A 25,729-nucleotide genomic window follows, 5' to 3' on the forward strand; every position below is an offset into this window, starting at 1 on the left:
CATGCGCATGTTGGAACGTATCAAATCGACCCTGTCGTCTTTAGCCCCTGCCGAACAGCGTGTGGGCAAGCTTCTTCTTACTGATCCGCGCACATTCTCGACGCTGCCCGTGACCGAGCTGGCCGACCGCGCTTGCGTGAGCAAACCCACTGTCGTGCGCTTTTGCCGCAGCATGGGCTACGAAGGTTTGAGTGATTTCAAACTCAAGCTAGCGGGTAGCCTGAGCGAAGGCGTTCCTTTTATTCATCGCAATGTGGGCGCACAAGACAGCAGCAACGATGTGTTGGTCAAAGTCATTGACAACACCGTCACCGCGTTTTTGAAATACCGCAACGACGCGTCATCAGCCGCCATCGACAAAGCGGCCGAAGCCATCGCCCTCACCCACAAAAAAGGCAAACGCCTTGAGTTTTTTGGCGTGGGCAATTCAGGCATCGTGGCGCAAGACGCGCAACACAAATTTTTCCGACTCGGTTTTCACACCATTTCTCACAGCGATGGTCATCTACAGATCATGAGCGCATCGCTGCTCGGGCCAGGCGACTGTTTGGTGGTGTTCTCAAACTCGGGCCGGACGCGAGATTTGCTGGACTCATGTGAGATTGCCAAAAAGAACGGTGCCACAACCGTGGTGATCACAGCCTCTGGCTCACCTTTGGCAAACGCTGGAAAGATTCACCTTGCGGCTGATCACCCCGAGAGTTATGAAAAGTTCAGCCCCATGGTGTCGCGCTTGCTGCACCTGATGATCGTCGACGTGTTGGCCACCGCAGTGGCTCTGCGCATTGGTAGCACGCAACTGCAACCCATGCTGCGCAACATGAAACAAAACCTTCTCAACAAACGTTACTCATGACACACACTACCCCGCCAGCAGGTACGCTGGACATTGTGATTTTTGGCGGCGCTGGCGACTTGTCGTTTCGCAAACTCTTACCTGCGTTGTACATGGCGCATTTGCATGACAAGCTCGATGTGTCCGCACGCATCGTTGCTGTAGGCCGTCAAGACTGGACACGCCAAGAGTATTTGGATTTCATCGATAAAAACTCACCCGCCTTCATCGAAAAAGAAGCTTTCACCAAAGAAGATTGGCAAAGCTTTTTAAACCGCTTGGCTTATGTGAGCATGGACGTCACCAACGCCAGCGACTTTGCCAAGCTCAAAGACATGTGCAACGCCCCCGCACTGCGCGTGTACTACTTGGCTACAGCGCCTAGCTTGTTCACTCAAATTTGCGCGAATTTGTCAGGCGCAGGTTTGGTCGATGCACAGTCGCGCGTGGTTCTCGAAAAACCACTGGGCACTGACCTTGCCTCTGCCCGTGAAATCAACACCAATGTCGCTCGCTACTTTGACGAGCAACAGATCTACCGCATCGACCACTACCTCGGCAAAGAAACCGTGCAAAACCTGATGGTCTTGCGTTTTGGCAATGCCATTTTTGAACCCCTGTGGCGTGCGCCTTACATCAAGAGCGTACAAATCACGGTGGCAGAAAGCGTAGGCGTGGGCAGCCGTGCAGGCTTCTATGACGGCGCTGGTGCGATGCGCGACATGATTCAAAACCACTTGTTGCAGCTCTTGTGCATCGTGGCCATGGAGCCACCGATTTCCTTGGGCGCTGACGATGTGCGCGACGAAAAGCTCAAAGTCTTGCGCTCATTGCGCAAGATGGATTTGGCGGACATCAAACGCGACACGGTGCGCGGTCAATACACCGCAGGCGCTTCTGAAGGTGCCGCCGTCAAAGGCTATTTGGAAGAAGACAACGTGCCCGCCAACAGCCGCACCGAAACCTTTGTGGCCTTGCGCGCGCAGATCAACAACGCACGCTGGGCCAATGTGCCGTTCTTCTTGCGCACCGGCAAACGCATGCAGCGTCGCGAGTCGCAAATCATCATCGAGTTTGCAGACCAACCGTTTTCTATCTTCGGGACAAGCGCGCAGCACGAGCCCAACCGCCTCATCATCACGCTGCAACCAGAAGAGTCCATTCAGCTGGAGATGATGGTGAAAGAGCCAGGGTCTGGCATGTCACTGCACCCCGTCAAGCTCGGGCTTGACTTGCAACAGTCTTCCGACAAACGTCGCGCCGAAGCGTATGAACGTTTATTGATGGACGTCATCAAAGGCCGCTTGACGCACTTCATGCGTCGCGACGAATTGGAAGCGGCATGGATGTGGGTCGAGCCCATCATCAACGGCTGGGCCGAGTTGGATGACAAACCTCGTGCTTACTCAGCCGGCAGCTGGGGACCTGCAGCTTCGTCGGCTTTGATGGCACGCGAAGAGCTGTCATGGTTTGAGGAAGCCTGATGACCCACCCTTGGCATCCAGAATCGCGCGGCACGCTGACGGTACACACGGTCAGCGCTGCCGAGTTGAATGTGCGCTTGGCGCAAGACATTGCACAACGTTTAGCCTCCGCCATTCAAGCGCGTGGTTTTGCGGTGCTCAGTGTGTCAGGCGGTAAATCGCCCGTGGCTTTGTTTGAAGCACTGCGTGTGATCGACATCGATTGGTCGCGTGTGCGCGTCACCTTGGTGGATGAGCGCTGCGTGCCACGCATTCACCCCGACAGCAACGCATTGCTGGTGCAAACGCATTTGTTGCAAGACCTCGCAGCCAAAGCGCAATTGGTATTCATGGTGGCCAGTGCAGCTGAGCCCTTGGGTAGCCCTGCCGCACAAGCCAAAGCAGCCAGCATGGCTTTATCCGCTGCTGGCGTGGCCGATGTGTTGGTGCTGGGAATGGGGGCCGACGGCCACACCGCATCGCTGTTTCCAGAAGCACCTAATTTGGCCGACGCATTGGACCTGCGCAACACACAAACCTGTGTGTCCATCGAATTGACGCATCCCCCCGCTAACGCGCCCTACCCACGCATCACCCAAACCTTGGCACAAATTCTGTCGGCACGCCACATCGCGCTGCCTCTCACGGGCACTGACAAGCTCAACACCTTGCAGCAAGCTTGGAAGCAAGCCACACCTGCTCTACCGATTTCTTTTGTGTTGCAACAAACCCAAACGCCTGTGGCGCTTTGGCTTGCGAACTGAACCACCATGACCACACCTGCACACACCACACCTTTGCACCCCACACTCGCCGCCGTCACCGCACGCATTGAGCAACGCAGCGCCAAAACGCGCCAAGCCTATTTGGATGTCTTGGCCAAAGCCAAAAAGCCAGGCCCATATCGCGGCGGCATGGGTTGCGCCAATGCTGCACACGCGTATGCGGCCATGCCCGCCAATGACAAGCTGGTGCTGCGCCAAGAGCGTCAGCCCAACCTGGGTGTCATCACCGCCTACAACGACATGCTCTCGGCGCATCAGCCTTATGAGCACTATCCAGAAAAAATCCGTGCAGCAGCAAGAGCCGCAGGTGCCACAGCCCAAGTAGCTGGAGGCGTACCCGCCATGTGCGATGGCGTGACGCAAGGCGAAGATGGCATGGAGCTGTCGCTGTTCTCGCGCGATGTGATTGCTTTAGCCACTGCCGTGGGCTTGTCGCACAACGTGTTTGATGCAGCGCTCTTCTTGGGTGTGTGCGACAAAATCGTGCCTGGCCTGTTCATCGGTGCGTTGCAGTTTGGCCATTTGCCTGCGGTGTTTGTGCCGGCTGGCCCTATGACATCAGGCTTGTCGAACGACGAAAAAGCCAAAGTGCGTCAGCAATACGCACAAGGTTTGGTCAGTCGTGAGGTATTGCTCGAAGCCGAGCAAGCGGCCTACCACAGCGCAGGCACCTGCACGTTTTACGGCACAGCCAACTCCAACCAAATGCTCATGGAAATCATGGGCCTGCACTTGCCCGGCTCATCGTTTGTGAATCCCGGCACGCCCTTGCGCGAAGCGCTGACGGTGGAAGCGGTGAAACGCGCCGTGGCTTTGTCACAAGACAAAGAAGCGGGCGTGGGCTACCAAATCAACGCCAAAGTAATTGTCAATGGCATCGTGGGTTTGCTCGCTACCGGCGGCTCCACCAACCACACCCTGCACATTGTGGCGATGGCACGCGCCGCAGGTCTGATCGTCAATTGGGATGACTTCGCCGAGCTCTCAGCTTGCGTGCCACTGCTCGCTCGCGTGTACCCCAACGGCAACGCTGATGTGAACCACTTCCAAGCCGCAGGCGGCATGGGCTACTTGGTGGCTCAGTTGCTCAGCGCAGGCCTGTTGCACGACGATGTGCACACCATCATGGGCCAAGGTCTGCACCGCTACACCGTCGAGCCTTGGCTCAACAACGGCCAACTCGATTGGCGCGATGTGCCCACACAGTCAGCCGACGAAGCTGTGTTGCGCCCCGTGACGCAACCGTTCAGCGCCGATGGTGGCTTGCGTTTGTTGCAAGGCAACTTGGGGCGTGCGGTGATCAAAGTGTCTGCCGTTAAACCCGAACACCGACAAGTGCGCGCACCTGCAATCGTGTTAACTGATCAAAAACAACTCAACGAACTGTTCAAGGCGGGCAAGCTCGAACGCGACTTTGTGGCCGTGGTGCGCAACCAAGGCCCACAAGCCAACGGCATGCCCGAACTACATCGCCTCACGCCCGTGTTAGGCGTGTTGCAAGACAAAGGCTTCAAAGTGGCCCTGGTCACCGATGGCCGCATGTCGGGTGCATCAGGCAAAGTGCCTGCGGCGATTCACCTCAGCCCAGAGTCTGTGAACGGTGGCTTGATTGGCAAGGTGCAAGACGGCGACATCATCACCCTCGACTGCAACACACAAACTTTACAGCTTGAGGTGAGCGATGCAGAGCTTGCCGCACGCACCGCCCCCACCCCTGATTTGTCGGGCAACCAACACGGCACTGGCCGTGACATCTTTGCCTTGTTCCGCGCCAATGCCGCGCTGGCCGAAGAAGGCGCGTCGCCTTTGTTCTCTCACATCTGAGCACCCACACATGACACAACTCAACCCTGCCTTCACCCGCCCCGCGTTCAAGTCGCGCGTGGTGCCTGTCATCGTCATCACCCACCCCGACCAAGCCGTGCCCATGGCCAACGCCTTGTACGAAGGCGGTATTGATGTGATGGAAATCACCTTGCGCCACGCCGCTGGTTTGCCTGCCATCGAGCAAGTTGCCAAGCATGTGCCACACATGCATGTGGGCGCAGGCACCGTCACACGTGCCGAAGAAATGGCGCGTGTGCAAGCCGCAGGTGCCAGCTTTGCCCTCTCCCCCGGCATGACCGATGCACTCGTGCAAGCAGCTGTCCAATGCAAGCTGCCTTTCATGCCTGGCGTGATGACGCCCGGCGAAGTGATGGCTGCACGCGACTACGGCTTTGGCTTAGTCAAGCTGTTCCCCGCTGCGCAAGCCGGTGGCTTGGCCATGCTCAAAGCCTTGGGCGGCCCATTGGGCGATATGCGCTTTTGCCCCACAGGTGGTGTGTCACTCGCCAACATGGGCGAATTCTTGAAGCAGCCCAATGTGGCGATGGTCGGTGGCTCATGGCTCACACCGGTGGATGTGGTCGAGCGTGGCGATTGGGCAGAGATTACACGTCTCGCACGTGAAGCCACAGACGCTGCTGCTGTTTAAGTTAATTCAAGCACCCGATCAAAAGTTTCATTCGCTTGAGCCAATAAACCCAATAATTTTGACGAAAATCCGAATATGACTGCATTCGTCCCCCCACACCAACGTCAAGCATGGCAAGCCCTACAAGCCTTGGCACAAGGCCCACAACCTCATTTGCGTGAGTTGCTGAAAAACACCGAACGCAATGCAGTGCTGCATGCCAATGGCGCAGGCATCAGCATCGACTACGAGCGTCAGCGTGTCACGCCCGAAGTCATGACACAGCTCTTGGCCTTGGCCGAAGAGTCACAAGTCATGCCACAGGCGCAAGCCATGTTCAAAGGCGAGCCCATCAACGCCACCGAACAACGCGCGGTGTTGCACGTCGCCCTACGCGGCAGCCATGTACCCAACCCACCATGGGGCCATGAAATTTCTAAGCAAGTCGCCAACGAGTTGCACCGTGTGTGCACCTTTGCCGAGAAAGTACGCGAAGGTCAAATGAAAGGCTTTGGCGGCGAGTCCATCACCGACGTGGTCAACCTCGGCATTGGTGGCTCAGACCTCGGTCCGCGCATGACCACCGAAGCGCTCAGCCACTTGACGCGCGACAGCTTCAAAAACAAAGTGCGCGTGCACTACGTATCCAACGTGGACGCGTGGAGCTTGTACACCGCACTCGCTTACCTCAACCCTGCGCGCACGGCGTTTGTGGTGCAAAGCAAAACTTTCACCACGCAAGAAACCATGACCTTGGCTGCATCGGCCAAACGTTGGTTGAGCGATGGCGGTTGCCCCGAAGAACAGTTGGGCAAGCACCTCATTGCTGTAACCGCCAACCCACAAATTTCTGCAGCGCAAGGCTTCACACCCGAACACACCTTTGGTTTTTGGGATTGGGTGGGTGGACGCTACTCGGTGTGGTCAGCCATCGGTTTGCCCTTGGCCATCTCCATCGGCGCGTTTGCCTTTCAAGACATGCTCTTGGGTGCACGCGCCATGGACGAACACTTCATGACCGCGCCGTCTGACCAAAACCTGCCTTTGCTCATGGCCTTGTTCGGCATATGGAACCGCAACTTCTTAGGTGCCACCACCCACAACATTGCGCCCTACGCATCGCCCTTGGGTAAGTTTGCCTCGTTCTTGCAGCAGATGGACATGGAGTCCAACGGCAAAGGCACGCACATTGATGGCAGCCCTGTGCAAGTGGCTACCGCACCCGTGTTGTGGGGTGGTTTAGGCATCGACGGCCAGCATGCTTACTTCCAACTCATCCACCAAGGCAAGCACTTGGTGCCGATGGACTTCATTGGCTTGCGCACCGAGCGAAGCCCCTTGCCGTTTGCAGCAGAGCACCACCGCGTGGTTTTGCTCAATATGCAAGCCCAAGCGCAAGCCTTGGCCATTGGCCGTACACCCGAAGAAACCATGAAAGAGCTGCGCGACAGTGGCATGGACGAAGCAGAAGTGCAACGCTTAGCTCCACACCGCAGCTACCCAGGCAATGTACCCAGCACCACCATTTGGGTGGACGCACTCACACCACGCAGCATGGGCGCACTCATGGCCTTGTACGAACACAAAGTGTTCTGCCAAGCCGCCATCTGGGGCATCCACGCCTATGACCAATGGGGTGTTGAACTCGGCAAGAAAATGGCCAAGGACATCGAAGCAGCCGAAGCTGCACGCCTGAAAGCCTGATGCATGTTTGAGTCTCGCGACACAAACGTGCCTCACATCGCACCCTACCCGCGCTTGCTAGGCGATATCGGTGGCACCAATGCTCGGTTCGGTTGGCAAGCGGCTGAAGATGCCCCCGTCACCCGCGTGCAAGTTCTGCCCTGTGCCGAACACGAATCGCTCTTGATCGCTGCACAGACGTATTTAAAAGATCAAGGCCTCAGCGCCCCACCCTGCGCAGCCTTTGGCATTGCCAACCCCGTCACAGGCGACCAAGTGGCCATGACCAACCACCACTGGAAGTTCTCGGTCAACGCCTTGCGCGAGGGCTTGGGCGTGTCGCGTTTTTTGTTGCTCAACGATTTCACGGCACTCGCCTTGTCACTCACGCTCTTGCCTGATGCGCAAAAACGCCAAGTTGGTGGCGGCACCGCTGCGCCCAATGCTGCGATTGGTTTAATCGGCCCAGGCACCGGCTTGGGCGTGTCGGGCCTGTTTCCGGTGGGCTATCAAAACAAATGGATTCCCATCGCTGGCGAAGGCGGCCACGTGAGTTTGACGGCGACCACTGAACACGAATTTGCAGCCATCCAGCAATTGCAAAAACGCTACGGCCATGTGTCTGCCGAGCGCGTGATTTCTGGCGCAGGTTTGGTGGATCTGTACCACGCCCTGTGTGACTTGAAAGACGGTCAAGGCCGTGAAATCACCACACCCGCTGAGGTGTTGGAGCGTGCACAAGAAGTGCCTACCTCCACAGCCAATGAAGCGCTCGACATGTTCTGCGGCTTTTTAGGTTCAGTCGCAGGCGACTTAGCCCTGACGCTGGGTGCACGCGGTGGCATCTACATCGGCGGCGGCATTGTGCCGCGCTTGGGTGAGCGCTTTGATGCGTCGCCATTTCGTGAGCGCTTTGAGGCCAAGGGTCGGTTTAAAAAATATTTGCAAGAGGTGCCGACGTGGGTGATTCACAGTCCTGTGTCACCGGCTTTGCAAGGTGCGTCGCAGGCTTTGTCGTTGACGCAATGGCAATAACTTCCTTTTTCTCCGGCTTGGGTGACGCAGCTGGCAGAGCGGCAGTTTCCTCATGCTGGAGTACCAGAAATCGTCAACTGCCGCTCCGCCAGCTACGTCACTTCTGGTTATCAAAAAACTTCACTGCAGTGGTTATGCCGCTTATTCAGTCAGTTTCGCGCACTTGCAATCTTCTGCGGTCGTATTCGCGACTTCGCAGCTTGGCTGCAGGGGAATGCGCAGGTGACGATTTCTGGTACTCCAGCATGAGGAACCGGCGCATTCCCCTGTAGCCAAGCGAGCCCAGCCATCAAACGCAAGAACCAAATTCAAACATCACAAACTAGAGCACCCCATGACTGACAAAACTTCAGCCAAAGCCAAAGCCAAACCCACTGCAGCAGCTAAAGCCGCGCAGCAAGCCAAAGAAAACGAACGCCCATTGGTTGAAGACATTCGACTCTTGGGCCGCATCTTGGGCGACGTGATTCGCGAACAAGAAGGCAAAGAAGCCTATGAGTTGGTCGAGCAAGTGCGCAAACTCTCCGTCGCGTTTCGCCGCGATGCCGATGCCAACGCTGACAAGGCCCTGAAAAAACTCCTGGCCTCGCTCAGTGCCGAGTCCACCGTGAGCGTGATTCGCGCCTTCACCTACTTCAGTCACTTAGCCAACCTCGCCGAAGACCGTCACCACATTCGCCGCCGTGCTGTGCACGAGCGTGCGGGTGACACGCAAGAAGGCAGCTTGCAAATGGCCCTGAGTCGCTTGAAAAATGCTGGCATCGCACCGCGCAGCATTGTGCAAACTCTGGCGCACAGCCATGTGTCCCCCGTGCTCACGGCCCACCCCACCGAAGTGCAACGCAAAAGCATCTTGGATGCAGAGCGTGGCATTGCCCAGCTCTTGGCCTTGCGTGACGACATCAAATCGCGCTCTGCCCTGCATGCATCCAGCAAAACGCCAGACGCCTTAGCGGCACGTGAACTCGCAGCCAACGACATGCAAATTCGCGCACGCGTGTTGCAGCTGTGGCAAACACGTTTACTGCGTTTCACCAAGCTCACCGTGTCCGATGAAATTGAAAACGCGCTGAGCTATTACGAGTCCACGTTCTTGAGCGAAATCCCCAAACTCTATGCCGACCTCGAAGCGGAGTTGGGCCACGCCCATGTGCACAGCTTTTTGCGCATGGGTCAATGGATTGGTGGTGACCGCGATGGCAACCCCAACGTCAACGCCGACACACTGCGCTTTGCCCTGCGCCGCCAATGCGATGTGGCCTTGCGCCACTACCTGACCGAGCTGCATTACCTCGGCAGCGAGTTGTCCATGTCGGCCATGTTGGTCGATGTCACGCCAGAGATGCATGCTTTGGCAGACCGTTCGCCCGACACCAACGCCCACCGCCAAGACGAACCTTATCGCCGAGCCCTCACCGGCATGTACGCACGCTTGGCCGCCACGCTCAAAGAGCTGACCGGCGGTGATGCTGCACGTCATGCGGTCGCGCCACAAAACCCTTATCTGTCAGCCCAAGAATTGTTGGCCGATTTGCGCGTGATTGCCAGCTCGTTAGAACATCAACACGGCAGCGCGTTGATGGCTCAACGCCTCACCCCGCTCATGCGTGCAGTCGAGGTGTTTGGTTTTCACCTCGCCACCGTGGACTTACGCCAAAGCTCCGACCAACACGAGTTGGTGGTGGCCGAGTTGCTCACCACTGCAGGTGTGGAAAAACACTACGCCAAGCTGAATGAACAGCAACGTATTGACGTGCTGACCCAACTGCTGCACGACGCCCGCCCCTTGCGTGTGATGGGGGCTCAATATTCAGAATTGGCGCTCAAAGAGCTGGCGATTTTTGAAACTGCTCGCGAGATGCTGGAGACCTTTGGCAAAGACGCCATTCGCCACTACATCATCAGCCACACCGAAACCGTGAGCGACTTACTGGAAGTGTTGTTGCTGCAAAAAGAAACCGGCCTCATGCGCGGCACCTTGGGCAGCAAAACATCGACCTGCGATTTGATCGTGGTGCCCTTGTTTGAAACCATCGACGACCTGCGCCGTGCCGCCGACATCATGGGCGGTTTCTATGCCATCGATGGTGTGGCACAGCTGGTCAAACGCAGCGGCGCTGAGCAAGACATCATGCTCGGCTACTCGGATAGCAACAAAGACGGCGGCATCTTCACCAGCAACTGGGAGCTGTACCGCGCCGAGATTGCATTGGTCACCTTATTTGATGGCTTGTTCAAACAGCACGACATCACCCTGCGCATGTTCCATGGCCGTGGCGGCACCGTGGGTCGTGGCGGCGGCCCGAGCTACCAAGCGATTTTGGCGCAGCCCCCAGGCACTGTGCGCGGGCAGATTCGCCTCACCGAACAAGGCGAAGTGATTGGCTCGAAATACGCCAACCCCGAAATTGGCCGTCGCAATTTGGAAACATTGGTAGCTGCAACGCTCGAAGCCACGATGCTGCAAACCACCAAACCTGCGCCGCAAGCGTTTTTGGATGCCGCGCAATGGTTGTCCAACGCCAGCATGGCCGCGTACCGTGGTTTGGTGTACGAGACACCAGGCTTCACCGACTACTTCTTTGCCTCCACGCCCTTGCGTGAAATTGCAGAGCTCAACATTGGCTCGCGCCCTGCTGCACGTCCTAAAAATGGCAACGCGCAACCACGCATCGAAGACTTGCGTGCGATTCCATGGGGTTTCAGCTGGGGCCAATGCCGTTTGACCTTACCCGGTTGGTTGGGCTTTGGTGCGGCGGTGGACCAGTTCATCCACCAACACCCCACACTCAAACCCAAAGATGCGCTGGCCTTGCTACAAAAAATGCAGCGCCAATGGCCGTTCTTCCGCTCGCTCTTGTCCAACCTCGACATGGTGTTGTCCAAGAGCGATTTAGGCCTGGCCTCGCGCTACGCCGAGTTGGTGAGCGACAGCCGTTTGCGCAAAAAGATTTTTGGTTTGATTGAAGCCGAATGGCATCGCACATCAGATGCTTTGAAGCTCGTCACGGGCGACAAACAACGTTTGGTCAACAACGCTGCACTGGAACGCTCGATGCGCCATCGCTTCCCCTACATCGACCCACTGCACCATTTGCAAGTCGAGTTGATTCGCCGCTACCGCGAAGGCAAGCGTCCGCAAGATCGTGATGAGAAAGCCCAACGCGGCATTCACATCTCGATCAACGGCATTGCAGCGGGATTGCGCAATACCGGCTAAACCACGCGACAGACAAAAGAAAAGCCACCCTCGGGTGGCTTTTCTCATGCGGTGTTAGAAATTACTTCTTGGCGCGCAAACGTGTCAGTTCTTTCTGTGTGTCATTCCACAAGTCCATGCCCACGTTGGTGGCAATGCCTGCGTTGACATGCGTCAGCTTGTCACGCATGCGGTTAACTTCAGCCACCGACAACTCGTTGATTTGCATGCCTTTGGCTTTCAAATCACCCAAAGCTTTGGCAGCTTCGTCACGGGTGTCTTTGCGTTCAAAGTCGCGGCTCACGCGTGCGGCGTCGAGCAAGATTTTTTGTTCGGTCTTGCTCAAGCCATCCCACCACTTTTTGCTCACCGTCACGATCCAAGGGCTGTAAACGTGGTTGGTCACGCTCAAGTACTTTTGCACTTCGTAGAACTTGCTCGACAAAATGGTGTTGTAGGGGTTCTCTTGGCCGTCCACCGTTTTGGTTTCCAGGGCGCTGAACAACTCTGAGAAAGGCATGGGCACGGCGTTGGCGCCCAAGAGCTTGAAGCTATCAAGGTACACGTTGTTTTGCATCACGCGCAGCTTGACGTCGTTCAAGTCTTCCAGCTTGGTCACAGGACGCTTGCTGTTGGTCAAGTTACGAAAACCGTTTTCCCAATACGCCAAACCTACTAAACCTTTGTCTTGCAGCTTGTCCATCACCTTTTGGCCGATAGGGCCGTCCAACACAGCATCGGCTTCTTTGACGTTGTTGAACAAGAACGGGGTGTCCCACAACGCCATCTCTTTGGTGATGCCCACCAAAGTGGCGGTGGAGCCCACCATCATCTCTTGTGCACCGCCAATCAAGGCTTGTTGCATTTGCGTGTCGGGGCCCAAAGCGGCAGCACCAATGGCACGCACTTTCATTTTGCCGCCAGAGGCTTTTTCCACTTGCTCAGCAAACACCTTGGCTGCACGGCCTTGGTTGCTTTGCTCGTTCAAGCCGTAGCCAAAGCGAATCAAGCGTGGCTTGATGTCTTGCGCAAAGGCAGAAAACGAGGCGCTGGCCACGGCCACGGTGGCTGCAGCAATCAGGGTTCGACGAAGAAAAGTCATGGGAAGTCTCCTTGGGTTAAAAACTTATCGCATCCACGCCACAGGGGCGGTCACGATTTGTGGGAACAAAACAAACGCAGTCAAGATGATGAGGTAAGTCACCAAAAACGGGTTCACCCCTTTGATGACTTGGTGCATGGACAAACGCCCCACACCAGCCACCACATTGAGCACCGTGCCCACAGGCGGTGTGATCAAACCAATCGCACCATTGAGCACAAACATCAAACCGAAATACACGGGGTCAATGCCAGCCTTCACAGCGATGGGCAACATCACGGGCGCAAAAATCAAAATCGTGGGTGTGAGGTCCAACGCCGTGCCAATCAGCACCAGTGTGACCATCATCACCGCCATCAACACACGGGGGCTTTCCACCAGTGGGCCCAACCAACCGGTGAGCACCGTGGGCAAATCAGCCAAGGTGATCATGTAACTCGCCACTTGTGCGCCTGCGCACAAGAACATCACCACCGCCGTGGTTTTGGCTGCACGCACCAAAACCTCGTGAATCTCGATCAACTTCATCTCGCGGTGAATCACCAACGCGACGACCAAGGCGTAGAACGCCGCGACCACCGCCGCCTCGGTGGGCGTGAAGATACCCGTCTTCATGCCACCAATGATGATGAGTGGCATGAGCATGGCCCAGAAGGCTTTGCGTGTGGCGTGCAAACGCTCGATCAATGGCAGCTTTTCACCTTGAGGCAAATCCATGTCACGCAGTTGAACCTTCCACGCCACGATCAAACCAATGCCCATGATCAGTCCGGGCACGATGCCAGACAAAAACAAAGAAGAGATGGAGGTGTTGGTGGTCACGCCATAAATCACAAAGGGCATGGATGGCGGAATGATGGGAGCGATGATGCCGCCCGACGCAATCAAACCCGCCGAGGTGTGCATGGGATAGCCCTGACGCTTCATCATCGGCAACAAAATGGTGGCCAATGCAGCGGTGTCGGCCAAGGCTGAACCACTCATGCTGGCCATGAGCACCGCAGCACCAATCGCCACAAACCCCAAACCACCGCGGATGTGCCCCACCCAAGCTTGCGCCATATCGATGATGCGACGGCTGATGCCACCTGAGTTCATCAACTCACCAGCCAAGATGAAAAAAGGCACAGCCAACAACGGAAAACTGTCCACGCCCGCGACCAAGTTTTGCGCGAGCAACTGGGTGTCCCAAAAGTCGAGCACCCACGCCATGCCTGCACCCGTGAGAACCAAGGCAAATGCCATGTTCAGGCCAATGCCCATGAGCAACAACATGCCCGCCGAAAAAACAATGAATGCTTGTGCTTCTGCTGTCATGCTGTTTACTCCACGTCCACGCCGTGGTCGAAATCCATAGCTTTGTTTTGCATCAATTCTTTGAATGCCATCAAGCCAATCGCCAATGAAGACAACAACACGGGCAATGGCAGCAACCAATTGGGGTAACCCAACACCACCGAATTGCTGCTGAGGCCAACTTCCACCTGCTGCCATGCACCACGGCCCAACATCACACAACTCACGATCACCAAAGCACGAATGAGCATCGTCAAGGCCTGTAGCGTTTTGGGGTGATGGCGTAAACCAGCCACGAAGCTGGTGAAAGCCATGTGCTCACCCGCTGGGTACGCAGCGGTAGCACCAATGAACACCATCCACACAAACAACAAACGCGAGAGTTCTTCACTCGCCGCAATGCCGCTGCCAAAGCCGTAGCGCAGCACCACATTGAAAAACACGGCGACCGCCATGACGCCCAAACACGCAGCCATCAGCATGTGTGCAAATGATTGGCTGCGTGAGGTGGTTTGATTCGAACTCATACCAACTCCTTCTCTTGTAACCAAGCGCATACCTTCGCTTGGATCGTTTCAATGCTTTGCGTGGCATCGACTGTCAACACGCCTGCTTCGTTCACGGGCTTTTCTAAGGCCGCGAATTGGCTGTCCACCAACGTGGGTTGAAAGTAGTGACCAGGTCGTTGCGCGACACGGGCGATGGATTGATCACGCGTGAGATCCAAGTGCACAAAACGCAAGGCTGGCACACTTTGGCGCAAGCGATCGCGGTAGGCTTTCTTGAGTGCGGAACAGGTCAGCACCGCATGTGGGCCTCGTTGAACAAGCTCATCGGCCAACACATTCAACCAACCCGCGCGGTCTTCGTCTGTCAGTGCAATGCCAGCACGCATTTTGTTGACGTTTTCAAGCGGATGGAACTCATCCCCTTCAATCAACTCCCAGCCTAATGCTTGCGTCAACGCCGCTGCAAAACTGGACTTACCGCAACCGGCCACACCCATGATGACAACAGGACCATTCATTTTCGAATTCCGGATAGCGCTATCCCAAAAGATTAAAAAGGAGAGCGTTCTGAGTGATAACCATCACACCAGCCGCTCTTGGATAGCGCTATCATATACAAAACAAATCCTGCGCAACCTAGCAAAAACCCGTAGCACCATGAAGTCGAAAAATCCACGTTCACGTGCCACAGGCCGCGTCACACTGGCCGATGTCGCGGCTTTGGCAAAAGTGAGCCCCATCACGGTATCGCGTGCGTTACGTGGTGAACGTGCCGTGGCTAGCGATTTGACCGAGCGAGTCAAAGCCGCTGCTGTGAAGCTGGGCTACACGCCTGACCCAGCCGCACGCGCCCTTGCCTCTCGCCACAGCGACCACGTGGCGGTGTTGATTCCGATGCTGTCGAACAACTTGTTTGTGGACGTGTTGGAGTCGATCCAAAAAACACTGCGCCAAGCGGGGTACCAAAGCTTGATTGGTATTACCCACTACAACACCCAAGAAGAAGAGCAACTCTTGCGAGAGCAGTTACAGCACCGCCCTGCTGGCATCTTGGTCACGGGTTTAGATCGCAGCGATGCGGCACGCACATTGATTGAAAAAAGTGGCATTCCCTGTGTGCACATGATGGAGCTCTCTCAAACACCCAATGTGCACAGTGTGGGTTTTTCACAAACAGAAGCCGCGATTGCCTTGACAGAGCATCTGCTGCAACGTGGCCGCCAACGCATCGCCTTTGCCGCCGCACAGCTCGATCCGCGCACCATGCAGCGCTTAGACGGATGGCGCAAAGCCTTGAAAACAGCCAAGCTGTATGACAAGACGCTGAGCTACACCAACAAGTCAGCGTCCTCCATGGCCTTGGGTGGCGAAATGCTGGAGCACATCCTTGCGAACGACCCCAGCATTGATGCCATCTTTTTCTGCAACGATGACTTGGCGCAAGGCGCACTGCTGGCCGCACAGCGTTTGAAAATCAAAGTGCCGCAGCAGTTGGCCATTGCAGGCTTCAACGACCTCACGGGCAGTGACTTGATCGGCCCTGGTCTGACCACCATCCGCACACCACGCGCTGCTATTGGTGAAGCAGCGGCCCAGATGCTGCTGAGTTTGATGCGCGAAGAGGATGTGCCCATGTCCAGCGTGGACGTGGGCTACGAACTGATGGTGCGTGGAAGTACCTGAGCGTTACAAACGCAAGCCAGAATTTTGGTCAAACCAAGTCACATGGTCAGCTTGAATCTCTAAGCCCACTGTGTCACCTGGACGCACCTGTGTTTGTGGCGTGGCACGCACAGTCACTTTGCCTGCGGGCGTATCAACCACCACATAAGTATCAGCACCTGTAGGCTCGACCAAACTCACCGCACCACGCCATGCAGCGGTATCACTCAAACGGATGTGCTCGGGTCGCAAACCAAGCAGGGTTGGTTTGCTCGCATTGTCGGGTGAAGCCAAAGCCAACTTTGCACCTGCAATGGTGAACTCTCCAGCGGCAGACTGCCCCTCGATCAAGTTCATCGTGGGTGAACCAATGAACGTCGCCACATAGGTGTTGGCAGGTCGGTTGTAGATGTCATCGGGCGTGCCCAGTTGCTGCAACACACCACCTTTCATCACGGCGATACGGCTGCCCAGGGTCATGGCCTCGACTTGATCGTGTGTGACATACACGCTGGTGATGCCGCTGAGCTGGTGCAAGCGTTTGATCTCGGCACGCATCTCCACACGCAACTTGGCATCGAGGTTGGACAACGGCTCATCAAACAAAAACAGCTGCGGGTTACGTGCCAAAGCACGCCCCATCGCCACGCGCTGGCGTTGACCGCCTGAGAGCTGCGAGGGACGGCGGTCTAGTAAATGCTCAATCTGCAGCATGGCAGCCACTTCGGCAATGCGCGCTTGACGTTCGGCTTTGGGCACTTTGCGAATCTCCAAAGCAAAGCCAATGTTCTCAGCCACGCTCATCGTGGGGTACAGCGCATAGCTTTGAAACACCATCGCAATGTCGCGCTGCGCGGGTGGGACACCCACCACATTACGGTCTCCAATCGAGATGCTGCCTTCCGTCGGTTCTTCCAAGCCCGCAATGATGTTGAGCAAGGTGGATTTACCGCAGCCCGAAGGCCCGACCAAAATCAAAAATTCACCGGGCGCTACATCGATGTCGATGCGTTTGAGTACCTCCACCGCGTTGTCACCCTTGCCAAAGCATTTACGAATGCCACTGATTTTCAATGCTGAAGACATGTCTATTCCTCTTAACCTTTCACAGCGCCGGCGGTCAGGCCACGCACAAAATATCGTCCGGCCACCACGTACACCAACATGGTGGGCAGGCCCGCAATCAATGCAGCGGCCATGTCCACGTTGTAGGCCTTGACGCTGCTGGTGGTGTTGGCCAAGTTGTTCAACCCCACGGTGATGGGTTTGGAATCCGCCCCACTAAAGGCCACGCCAAACAAGAAGTCGTTCCAAATTTGGGTGAACTGCCAAATCAAAGTGACCATCACGATGGGCGTGGACATGGGCACGATGATGCGTAAAAAGATCATCCAAAAACCTGCGCCATCCATACGCGCTGCATTCAGTAAATCTTTGGGCACAGCGGCGTAGTAGTTGCGAAAGAACAAGGTGGTGCTTGGCAAACCTGCCAGTAAGTGAACCAAGATCAACCCTGCGATCGAGCTAGACATACCGAGCCAACCTAGCACTTGACTCATGGGCAGCAACACCACTTGAAATGGCATAAACACACCAAAGAGCAAAAATGCAAACAGCGTTTCGCTGCCGCGAAATTTCCAGAGGCTCAGCACATAGCCATTCAGCGCCCCCCAAGTGGTGGAAATCAACACCGCAGGAATGGTCATCCACACCGAGTTCCAAAAGAAGGGTTCTAGACCAGAGCATTGCGCACCGGTGCAAGCGGAGTCCCAGGCCAAGCGCCACGCATCAAAATTTATCCCACCTGGCAAACTGACCAAGCTGTTTTGGCGAATCTCGTCTGCATCTTTGAGTGAAGTCACAACCATCACATACAAAGGCGCTAAGAAAAATGCAGCACCGATCAGCAATGTGCCGTACAGCAATGCGCGCGAGATCATCTGCATCGAAAAAAACTTAGTGCTCATGTGATTTACCTCGCAACTCGCTGTACAGATAAGGCACCACCAAAGCAGCCACCGTAGCCAACATCATGGTGGCACTGGCAGCGCCCAAACCAATTTGCCCACGCGTAAAGCTCATGGCATACATGAAGGTCGCTGGTACGTCTGTGGCGTAACCTGGGCCACCCGAGGTCAAGGCCATGATCAAGTCAAAGCTCTTGATGGCGAGATGAGAAAGCACCATCAAGGTTGAAAAAAATACGGGTCGCAACGCAGGCAACACAATGCGCCAATAAATACGCGGTAGCGATGCCCCATCGATCTGCGCCGCTTTGATGATGCTGTCATCAATCCCGCGCAAGCCCGCCAAAAACAAAGCCATGGCAAAACCAGCCGACTGCCAAATGCCAGCAATAACCACGCAGTAAATCGCCATTTCGCTATCGACCAGCCAACCAAAACTGAAGCTTTCCCAGCCCCAGTCGTGCATGAGTTTTTCTAGGCCCATGCTGGGGTTAAGCAACCATTTCCAAGCCGTACCCGTCACCACAAATGACAAGGCCATTGGGTAGAGATACACCGTGCGAATGAAACCTTCTGCACGCACTTTCTGATCCAACAGCACAGCGAGTAAGACACCAAGGGCCATTGCACCGCCGACATAACCAATGCCAAAAATAGCGAGATTTTTCAGGGCCACCCACCAGCGGTCCATCTCCCAAAGCTTGGCGTATTGCGCCAAGCCCACCAATTCGTAATTGGGCAACATGCGCGACGCAGTGACGGACAACACGCCGTTCCAAATCATGAATCCATAGATGAACGCAAAACCAAGCACCAAGCCCGGGGCGACCACCAATTTGGGTATCAACGCTTCTATGCGATGCTTTTGCATCTGAATGCCCTTTATTTATGCAACAAAAAAGGGAAAGGGTTACCCCTTTCCCGGCCGCTGATAAAAACTTCTAAACGATAAAAATTTTTACTTGGTGGCGGCAGCAGCCACGAGACGCTTTTGGCCTTCGTCAACGCTGATCTTGTCATCATTCCAGAACTGGCTGACCATATCTTTGATCGCACCTTCCGTGGCTGGTGAAATGGCCATGCCGTGGGCCACAGAGGGAACCAAGCCACCGGTCTTAGCGGTATCCACAAAGTCTTTGCTTGAGAGCTTTGCGCAGTCGTCAAACTTGGCCATCGACATGTTCAAACGCACGGGGATGGATCCCTTGTTGAGGTTGAACACTTCTTGGAAGTCCGTGCTCATGATGGATGCAGCCAAATCGCCCTGTGCTTTTTGTGCGCCTGCATCTTTGAGCTTGAACATCGCAAATGAATCAACGTTGAAGGTGTAAGACTTGGCAGTACCTGGTGCTGCCGCACACAAGAAGTCCTTGCCTGGTTTTTTGCCTGCAGCGACAAACTCCCCTTTGGCCCAGTCACCCATGAACTGAAAGCCTGCTTTGCCTTGCATGACCATCGCAGTGGCCAAGTTCCAATCGCGGCCAGGAGCAGCTGCGTCTGTGTAGCCCTTGATCTTGCGGAATGTCTCCAGCGACTTTTTCATGGTCGGGCTATTCAGCGCTTTGGGATCAAGCTTTACCAAGGCATCTTGATAAAACTTGGCACCACCCACACCCAACACCACGGATTCAAATGTCGTGAAGTCTTGCCAGTTTTGGCCACCATGTGCGACGGCGATGAAACCCGCTTTTTTGATCTTGTCGGCCGCAACGAAGAATTCGTCATAGTTGCTTGGCATGGCAGAAACACCAGCTTTTTTAAGCACATCGGGGTTAGCCCATACCCAGTTGACACGATGCACGTTGACAGGTGCTGCAACATAGTTGCCTTTGTATTTCATGACATTGGCCACGACTTGTGGCAACAAGCTGTCCCACTTCTCAGCTTGAGCAACGCTATCCAAGTTGGCCAACACGCCTTCTTGTGCCCACTCTTGAATCGCTGGGCCTTTGATCTGTGCCGCAGAAGGCGGATTGCCCGCAACGACGCGGCTCTTCAACACAGTCATCGCGTTGTCGCCGCCGCCACCTGCTACAGCGAAATCCTTCCAAGCATGACCTTTGGTTGACATGATTTTTTTCAGCTCTGCAGCAGATTTAGCCTCACCACCCGATGTCCAGTAATGCAGAACTTCTACCTCACCCGCAACTGCAGCGGACATCGAGAAAGCTGCCGCACAGGCTAAAAACAGTTGATTCAATTTCATAAGAATGTCTCGCTCTAAAAATGTGTTGATACTTGAATTGACCATTCAAGCTGATCAATTCTTACTTAATCAATTAAATTGATTTATTAGGTTTATCCCTAGGTTTCAACATCATGATTAAACTTATCTCATGAATACACGCAATAACTCACACGCCAACCGACTTTTAAATAAGGTCAGCCTCATCACAGGCGCAGCACAAGGTATCGGCTTAGCAACAGCCTTCAAATTCGCGAAAGAAGGCGCCATCGTCATCGTGTGTGACGTGAAGCAAGCCGCCGTCGATGAAGCTGTCAAACAATGCCTTGCGACAGGCGCTCAGGCTGTGGGTTTTGTGGTGGATGTGACGCAGCGCGACATGGTGGATGCCACCGTCAAAACCGTGCTCGAAAAATTTGGTCGCATCGATGTATTGGTGAATAACGCAGGCATCACCCAAGATGCACGTTTGCAAAAAATGACGCTGGAGCAGTTTGACCGCGTGATCGATGTCAACTTGCGCGGCGTATTTCATTGCGCACAAGCCGTGACCGACGCCATGGTGGCGCAAGGCAGTGGCGTGATTTTGAATGCCTCATCCGTTGTAGGCATCTACGGCAACTTTGGTCAAACCAACTACGCAGCCACCAAGTTTGGTGTGATTGGTTTCACCAAAACATGGAGCCGCGAACTCGGCCCTAAAGGCATTCGCGTGAATGCGGTAGCACCCGGTTTTATTGCAACACCCATCCTGAATACGATCCCAGAGAAAGTGATTCATGAGATGCAAGAGCGCGTGCCTTTGAAACGCTTGGGTCAACCCGAAGACATTGCCAATGTGTATGCCTTCTTGGCCAGCGATGAAGCTTCTTACATCAACGGCACGGTGATTGAAGTTGCTGGCGGATTGACCATATGACCGCCTCACACAGCGCCGCACCCAACACCCCAAAAAGCAAATCAGATTTATTCTGGTCGTTCACCTTCCTTGCGCTGCAAGGTTTTGGTGGTGTCTTGGCTGTCGTTCAACGCGAGTTGGTAGACAAAAAACAGTGGCTCACTTTAGATGAGTTTGTTGAAGACTGGGCCGTCGCCCAAATCATGCCAGGCCCCAATGTGGTGAACCTCTCCCTCATGATTGGAGGACGTTGCTTTGGTTTGTCGGGCGCGCTGGCTGCGTTGGCTGGTTTGCTGTTAGCTCCCACCATCGTCGTGCTGTTACTCGCAGCTGCCGTGGCTGGTTTTGCAGACACCGCCACAGCACAAGGCATGTTGCGTGGCATGGGCGCAGTGTCGGCGGGGCTGATTGCAGCCGTGGGCATCAAGCTGATGGGCGCACTCAAGAACAACCCGATGGGCATGATGACCTGCATTGCCATTGGTGCCCTCACCTTCATCGCCATTGGCTTGCTGCGATTGCCTTTGGCTTGGGTGTTACTCAGCCTTGGACCTTTGGCCAGCGTGTGGGCGGCGCATTGCATCAAACAGCGAGGTACTGCCTGATGCTCGATCTGTCTTTGGCCGATTGGCTTTCGCTTTTCACCCACTTCATGTCACTCTCGCTCTTGGCCGTGGGCGGAGCCATCACCACCGCGCCTGATATTCACCGCTACTTGGTGGATGAAACGCATTGGTTAAGCGATGAGCAGTTCACATCCTCCATCGCACTCGCACAAGGTGCACCTGGACCCAACGTGATGTTCATCGCCCTCATGGGCTGGAACGTCGGCCTCAACGCCGCAGGTGGCTTAGGCGCGGGCTGGTCTGCTGTGGCACTGGCTCTGTGGGGCGTGTGCGTCACCATGATCGGCATCTTGATTCCTTCTTGCACCCTCACCTTTGTGGCTACGCGCTGGGCACATCAAAACCGCGAGATGCTAGCTGTCAAAGCCTTCAAAGCCGGCATGGCACCACTCGTCATTGCGCTGCTCATTGCCACCGGCTGGTTGCTCACAGGCAAACACGAAAACCCCGCACAAGACTGGCCGATGTGGGCTGTCTCAGCCATCAGCACTTTGGTTGTTTGGAAAACAAAAACGCACCTGTTGTGGCTCTTAGGTGCTGGCGCATTACTAGGCGCGCTAGGCTGGATCTAAAAAAACGCAGGCCGTAGTCTTCGGCTATTCGGTATGGGCCGAGACAGATTTCTGGTACCCCAGCATGAGGTCTCGGCCCATACCGAATAACCGAAGCAAGCCCAGCAAAAAAAATCAACCGACCGTGCGTTGACGACGTGCCTCATACAAGCACACGCCACTGGCGACTGACACGTTCAAGCTCTCCACACCGCCACACATCGGAATGCTGATGAGCTCGTCACACGTCTTGCGCGTGAGCTGTCGCATGCCATCACCTTCAGCACCCAACACCAAAGCCGTTGGACCTTTGAGGTCGACTTGGTACAGCGTTTTGGGGGCATCATCGCTGGTGCCGATGATCCAGATATTGCGTTCTTTCAGCTCATTCAAAGTACGGGCCAAATTGGTCACCATGAAATACGGCACTGTCTCAGCCGCGCCACTGGCCACTTTGGCCACGGTGGCATTGATGCCCACCGCATGGTCTTTGGGCGCGATCACCGCATGCGCACCTGCGCCATCGGCGCAACGCAAACACGCGCCAAGGTTGTGCGGATCGGTCACGCCGTCAAGCACCAAAATCAACGGGGCTTCGACTTTTTCAATGCCTTCGAGCAATTCATCCAACGAATGCACTTGCTTGATTTCATTCACACGCGCCGCCACACCTTGGTGGCCGTGACCACCTGAGAGCTTGGCCAAACGTGGGCCGTCAGCCTCAATCAAACGCACACCTGCTTCGGTCGCGCGCTCGATGAATTGACGCATGCGCGCATCGCGACGCGTGGGGTCAAAGTAAATTTCAATGATGGATTGCGGCGCTGTTTTGACGCGCACGCCAACGGCATGAAAACCGAAGAGAACTTTTGGGGCTGAAGACATAGGGCTTGATTATCCCTTGCCTACCGTTTGATCTGCCCCGCCTCAATCGTGATGGCCTGATCGCACTTCGCCGCGAGTTTCAAATCATGCGTTACCAACACGAGCGTGGTGCCCAGTTCTTTGTTCAACTCAAACATCAAATCCATGATGCGTTCGCCGCTGGCGTGGTCCAAACTGCCTGTGGGCTCGTCAGCCAGCAGCAGCGCGGGTTTGACCACGAAGGCACGGGCCAAGGCGACGCGCTGTTGCTCGCCACCCGAGAGGACTTTGGGGTAGTGGCCCAAGCGTTCGCCAAGTCCCACACGCGCCAACATGTCTTTAGCCGCGACGCGTGGGTTGGGCACACCGGCCAGTTCCAACGGAAGCATGACGTTTTCAAGTGCGGTCATATTACCCAAGAGCTGAAAGCTTTGAAACACAAAGCCGACTTGGCGCGCACGCAAGGCGGCGCGTGCGTCTTCGTCCATTGCAAACATGTCCACGCCGCCCAAATACACCGTGCCTTGCGTGGGTGTATCCAAGCCCGCCATGATGGACAGCAAGGTGCTTTTGCCCGAACCCGATGCGCCCACGATGGCCAAAGACTGTTGCGGCGAAAGCTGAAAGTCGATATCGCGGAGAATGTGCAGTGTGCCGCTGGCGTCTTGCACCGATTTCGATAAGTGCGAGACCACCATCAAAGGCGATGTCGATGAATTTTCAAATGAAGGCTGGGTCATGAAGCGCAATGGGTTGTTGAGACGTGACTTTAACTTGGGCGCACTGGGCGCTACTTTGCTGGGGACATTTGGCCTCGGCACAGCTTCGGCGCAACAAAGCATCATCACATCCACCGGCCAAGGCATGGAAGGCGACATCACTTCCACAGGCCCACACCGCCGTCGTGGCCAGCCCTACCCAAGCCAAGTGCCACCACCCGGCTCTGCACCTCCACCAGGCACAGTACCTGCCGCTACGATTTTGGTGTTGGGCGACTCACTCAGCGCCGAATACGGCATTCCACGCGGCAAAGGCTGGGTGGCCTTATTGGCCGACAAGCTGCAAGCCGAGCGCCCCGATGTACGCGTGGTCAACGCCAGCATCAGTGGCGATACCACCGCCGGTGGCCGCTCTCGCTTGCCCGCCATGCTCGACCAAGTGCGCCCCATACAAGTCGTGATTGAGTTAGGTGGCAATGACGCGCTGCGCGGCCTCGACCTCGACAGCACCCAAAACAACCTCGAAGCCATGATTCAAGCCTGCCGCGCCGTGAACGCACGCGTGGTGTTGGTGGGCATGCAAATCCCACCCAACTATGGGCCTGATTACAGCGCCAAGTTTTCAGTGATGTTTGCCAACCTCGCCAAGAAATACCGCACTGGCCTTGTGCCGTTTTTCCTCAAAGGCATTGCCGATGCGCCCGACGCCACCGCGCAGTTCCAACCCGACCGCATTCACCCCAAAGCCGAAGCGCACCCCCGCATGCTGGCCAATGTGTGGCCCGAAATCAAAAAGAATTTATAAACCGTGAGCGTGACCTTTATTTCAGCGCAAGATGCGCTTAGCCGCATGGCGATTCCACTGGGTGCACCCGGCGGCTTCAGCACCATCATCGACGCACGCAGCGAGGGCGAATTCGCACTCGACCACCTGCCCCATGCCGTCAACTGGCCCTCGCTCAACAACGAAGAACGTATCTTCGTGGGCACGATGTACAAGCAAGTAGGCGCGTTCGAGGCGCAAAAGCATGGCGCAGCGATGGTGGCCGCCAACATTGCGCGCCACATCCAACGCGAAGTGTTGGAACTGCCCAAGAACTGGCAGCCCCTCATTTACTGTTGGCGTGGCGGCAAGCGCAGTGGTTCGCTGTCGTTGGTGCTAGGGCAAATTGGCTTCAAGGTGAACTTGATCGAAGGCGGCTACAAAGCGTTTCGTGCAGCCATGGTGGAGGACATTCCAAAGCGCGTGGCCCCGCTGCAATTCAAAGTCATCTCTGGCCCCACGGGCTCGGGCAAAACTCGGTTGTTACATGCTTTGGCTGCAGAAGGCGCGCAAGTGCTCGACCTAGAAGACTTGGCCAGTCACCGCAGCTCGGTGTTGGGCCATATTCCTGGCCAACCACAGCCCAGCCAAAAACGCTTTGACACGCTGGTTTGGCAAGCCTTGCGCGGCTTTGATCCTGCACGCCCTGTGTTTGTGGAATCTGAAAGCCGCAAGGTCGGCAACTTGTCGATTCCCGAGTCGTTGATGCTGGCCATGCGCGACAGCCCTTGCTTTGAGTTGCAGCTCAGCTTAGATGAGCGGGTGGCACTGCTGATGGAGGACTACCCCTTCTTTGTGAACGATGTTGAATTGTTTTGTCATCGACTTGATGCGCTGGTGGCCATTCGTGGCAAAGCAGTGGTTGAAGCTTGGAAATCGCTGGCTCATACAGGACACATTGACCAAGTGGTGCGCGAGTTGCTAACCCTGCACTACGACCCTACCTACGCTTCGTCGATGGTGCGCAACTTCACCCAAAACGACAAAGCCACAGCTTGCGTGGCTGCCAACCGAAGTCCCGAGGCTTTACGTGAAGTTGCTCGACAACTGTGCGAACGTGTCAACGCGTGAT

At 55.6% G+C, this 25,729-nt stretch carries 24 protein-coding genes; 14 read left to right on the forward strand and 10 right to left on the reverse strand.

Going from position 1 to position 25,729, the window contains the following annotated elements; all coding sequences use genetic code 11:
- Window positions 1-7 precede the first annotated feature (7 nt).
- The 8 genes from QMG27_RS06730 (at window position 8) to ppc (ending at window position 11,476) form a co-directional block, all read left to right on the forward strand.
- Window positions 8-856, forward strand: a complete 849-nt coding sequence (locus QMG27_RS06730; RefSeq protein ID WP_281814547.1) for an SIS domain-containing protein — start codon at window positions 8-10, stop codon at window positions 854-856.
- Entirely contained in the window at window positions 853-2,319 is a 1,467-nt protein-coding gene (gene zwf / locus QMG27_RS06735) for a glucose-6-phosphate dehydrogenase (RefSeq protein ID WP_281810301.1), read from the forward strand. The genes QMG27_RS06730 and zwf overlap by 4 nt, the downstream gene beginning before the upstream one ends.
- Window positions 2,319-3,062 (forward strand): 6-phosphogluconolactonase, encoded by a 744-nt coding sequence (pgl, locus tag QMG27_RS06740; RefSeq protein ID WP_281810302.1) that lies wholly within the window; start codon window positions 2,319-2,321, stop codon window positions 3,060-3,062. Before zwf ends, pgl begins: the two co-directional genes overlap by 1 nt.
- Before the next feature lie 6 nt (window positions 3,063-3,068).
- On the forward strand, window positions 3,069-4,907 hold the full coding sequence (gene edd / locus QMG27_RS06745) for a phosphogluconate dehydratase (protein ID WP_281810303.1): 1,839 nt from the start codon (window positions 3,069-3,071) through the stop codon (window positions 4,905-4,907).
- Window positions 4,908-4,917: 10 nt separating this feature from the next.
- Window positions 4,918-5,559 carry a bifunctional 4-hydroxy-2-oxoglutarate aldolase/2-dehydro-3-deoxy-phosphogluconate aldolase gene (gene eda / locus QMG27_RS06750; RefSeq protein ID WP_281810304.1) on the forward strand — a complete coding sequence of 214 codons (642 nt, stop codon included), beginning with the start codon at window positions 4,918-4,920 and terminating at the stop codon, window positions 5,557-5,559.
- Between the two features lie 75 nt (window positions 5,560-5,634).
- Complete coding sequence (gene pgi / locus QMG27_RS06755; protein WP_281810305.1) at window positions 5,635-7,242, forward strand: glucose-6-phosphate isomerase; 1,608 nt, start codon at window positions 5,635-5,637, stop codon at window positions 7,240-7,242.
- A gap of 3 nt (window positions 7,243-7,245) precedes the next feature.
- On the forward strand, window positions 7,246-8,256 hold the full coding sequence (locus QMG27_RS06760; RefSeq protein ID WP_281810306.1) for a glucokinase: 1,011 nt from the start codon (window positions 7,246-7,248) through the stop codon (window positions 8,254-8,256).
- A 334-nt stretch (window positions 8,257-8,590) separates the two neighbouring features.
- Window positions 8,591-11,476 carry a phosphoenolpyruvate carboxylase gene (ppc, locus tag QMG27_RS06765; RefSeq protein ID WP_281810307.1) on the forward strand — a complete coding sequence of 962 codons (2,886 nt, stop codon included), beginning with the start codon at window positions 8,591-8,593 and terminating at the stop codon, window positions 11,474-11,476.
- Between the two features lie 61 nt (window positions 11,477-11,537).
- On the opposite strand, the gene QMG27_RS06770 is transcribed toward ppc, so the two are convergent.
- From QMG27_RS06770 to QMG27_RS06785, 4 genes are read right to left on the reverse strand one after another with little or no spacing between them, the layout of a single operon-like run.
- Window positions 11,538-12,557, reverse strand: a complete 1,020-nt coding sequence (locus QMG27_RS06770) for a TRAP transporter substrate-binding protein (protein ID WP_281789978.1) — start codon at window positions 12,555-12,557, stop codon at window positions 11,538-11,540.
- A 24-nt stretch (window positions 12,558-12,581) separates the two neighbouring features.
- On the reverse strand, window positions 12,582-13,874 hold the full coding sequence (locus tag QMG27_RS06775; RefSeq protein WP_281810308.1) for a TRAP transporter large permease subunit: 1,293 nt from the start codon (window positions 13,872-13,874) through the stop codon (window positions 12,582-12,584).
- 5 nt (window positions 13,875-13,879) lie between these two features.
- On the reverse strand, window positions 13,880-14,380 hold the full coding sequence (locus QMG27_RS06780) for a TRAP transporter small permease subunit (protein ID WP_281810309.1): 501 nt from the start codon (window positions 14,378-14,380) through the stop codon (window positions 13,880-13,882).
- The gene (locus tag QMG27_RS06785) at window positions 14,377-14,880 is read right to left on the reverse strand and encodes a gluconokinase (protein WP_281810310.1); all 504 of its coding nucleotides are present in this window, start codon (window positions 14,878-14,880) and stop codon (window positions 14,377-14,379) included. Before QMG27_RS06785 ends, QMG27_RS06780 begins: the two co-directional genes overlap by 4 nt.
- Window positions 14,881-15,019: 139 nt before the next feature.
- Between QMG27_RS06785 and QMG27_RS06790 the strand changes: the two genes are divergently transcribed.
- A complete protein-coding gene (locus QMG27_RS06790; RefSeq protein WP_281810311.1) occupies window positions 15,020-16,045 on the forward strand; it encodes a LacI family DNA-binding transcriptional regulator in 1,026 nt (341 codons plus the stop codon).
- Between the two features lie 3 nt (window positions 16,046-16,048).
- On the opposite strand, the gene QMG27_RS06795 is transcribed toward QMG27_RS06790, so the two are convergent.
- The 4 genes from QMG27_RS06795 to QMG27_RS06810 all read right to left on the reverse strand — a co-directional run bounded on the left by QMG27_RS06795 (window position 16,049) and on the right by QMG27_RS06810 (window position 20,197).
- Window positions 16,049-17,110 carry an ABC transporter ATP-binding protein gene (locus tag QMG27_RS06795; protein WP_281810312.1) on the reverse strand — a complete coding sequence of 354 codons (1,062 nt, stop codon included), beginning with the start codon at window positions 17,108-17,110 and terminating at the stop codon, window positions 16,049-16,051.
- 11 nt (window positions 17,111-17,121) lie between these two features.
- Entirely contained in the window at window positions 17,122-17,991 is an 870-nt protein-coding gene (locus QMG27_RS06800; protein WP_281810313.1) for a carbohydrate ABC transporter permease, read from the reverse strand.
- Entirely contained in the window at window positions 17,981-18,862 is an 882-nt protein-coding gene (locus tag QMG27_RS06805; protein WP_281810314.1) for a sugar ABC transporter permease, read from the reverse strand. Before QMG27_RS06805 ends, QMG27_RS06800 begins: the two co-directional genes overlap by 11 nt.
- A gap of 87 nt (window positions 18,863-18,949) precedes the next feature.
- A complete protein-coding gene (locus QMG27_RS06810) occupies window positions 18,950-20,197 on the reverse strand; it encodes an ABC transporter substrate-binding protein (RefSeq protein WP_281810315.1) in 1,248 nt (415 codons plus the stop codon).
- A 130-nt stretch (window positions 20,198-20,327) separates the two neighbouring features.
- Here QMG27_RS06810 and fabG point away from each other — a divergent pair, with 130 nt between their 5' ends.
- From fabG to QMG27_RS06825, 3 genes are read left to right on the forward strand one after another with little or no spacing between them, the layout of a single operon-like run.
- Window positions 20,328-21,095 (forward strand): 3-oxoacyl-ACP reductase FabG, encoded by a 768-nt coding sequence (gene fabG / locus QMG27_RS06815; protein WP_281810316.1) that lies wholly within the window; start codon window positions 20,328-20,330, stop codon window positions 21,093-21,095.
- Window positions 21,092-21,679 (forward strand): chromate transporter, encoded by a 588-nt coding sequence (locus QMG27_RS06820; protein ID WP_281810317.1) that lies wholly within the window; start codon window positions 21,092-21,094, stop codon window positions 21,677-21,679. Before fabG ends, QMG27_RS06820 begins: the two co-directional genes overlap by 4 nt.
- Window positions 21,679-22,272, forward strand: coding sequence for a chromate transporter (locus tag QMG27_RS06825; RefSeq protein WP_281810318.1), 594 nt, complete (start codon window positions 21,679-21,681; stop codon window positions 22,270-22,272). Before QMG27_RS06820 ends, QMG27_RS06825 begins: the two co-directional genes overlap by 1 nt.
- Before the next feature lie 114 nt (window positions 22,273-22,386).
- Here the strand turns inward: QMG27_RS06825 and rlmB are convergent, their stop codons facing one another.
- Window positions 22,387-23,136: a 23S rRNA (guanosine(2251)-2'-O)-methyltransferase RlmB gene (rlmB, locus tag QMG27_RS06830; protein WP_281810319.1), complete on the reverse strand. Its 750-nt coding sequence runs from the start codon at window positions 23,134-23,136 to the stop codon at window positions 22,387-22,389.
- A 20-nt stretch (window positions 23,137-23,156) separates the two neighbouring features.
- Window positions 23,157-23,855 carry an ABC transporter ATP-binding protein gene (locus QMG27_RS06835; RefSeq protein ID WP_281810320.1) on the reverse strand — a complete coding sequence of 233 codons (699 nt, stop codon included), beginning with the start codon at window positions 23,853-23,855 and terminating at the stop codon, window positions 23,157-23,159.
- Here QMG27_RS06835 and QMG27_RS06840 point away from each other — a divergent pair.
- On the forward strand, window positions 23,854-24,639 hold the full coding sequence (locus QMG27_RS06840) for an arylesterase (RefSeq protein ID WP_348773614.1): 786 nt from the start codon (window positions 23,854-23,856) through the stop codon (window positions 24,637-24,639). The two genes, QMG27_RS06835 and QMG27_RS06840, sit on opposite strands and share 2 nt — an antisense overlap.
- A 3-nt stretch (window positions 24,640-24,642) precedes the next feature.
- Window positions 24,643-25,728: a tRNA 2-selenouridine(34) synthase MnmH gene (mnmH, locus tag QMG27_RS06845; RefSeq protein ID WP_281810321.1), complete on the forward strand. Its 1,086-nt coding sequence runs from the start codon at window positions 24,643-24,645 to the stop codon at window positions 25,726-25,728.
- The last annotated feature ends 1 nt before the right edge of the window (window position 25,729 follow it).

The sequence above is a fragment of the Limnohabitans sp. MORI2 genome (genome assembly GCF_027925025.1).
Classification (GTDB): Bacteria; Pseudomonadota; Gammaproteobacteria; order Burkholderiales; family Burkholderiaceae_C; genus Limnohabitans.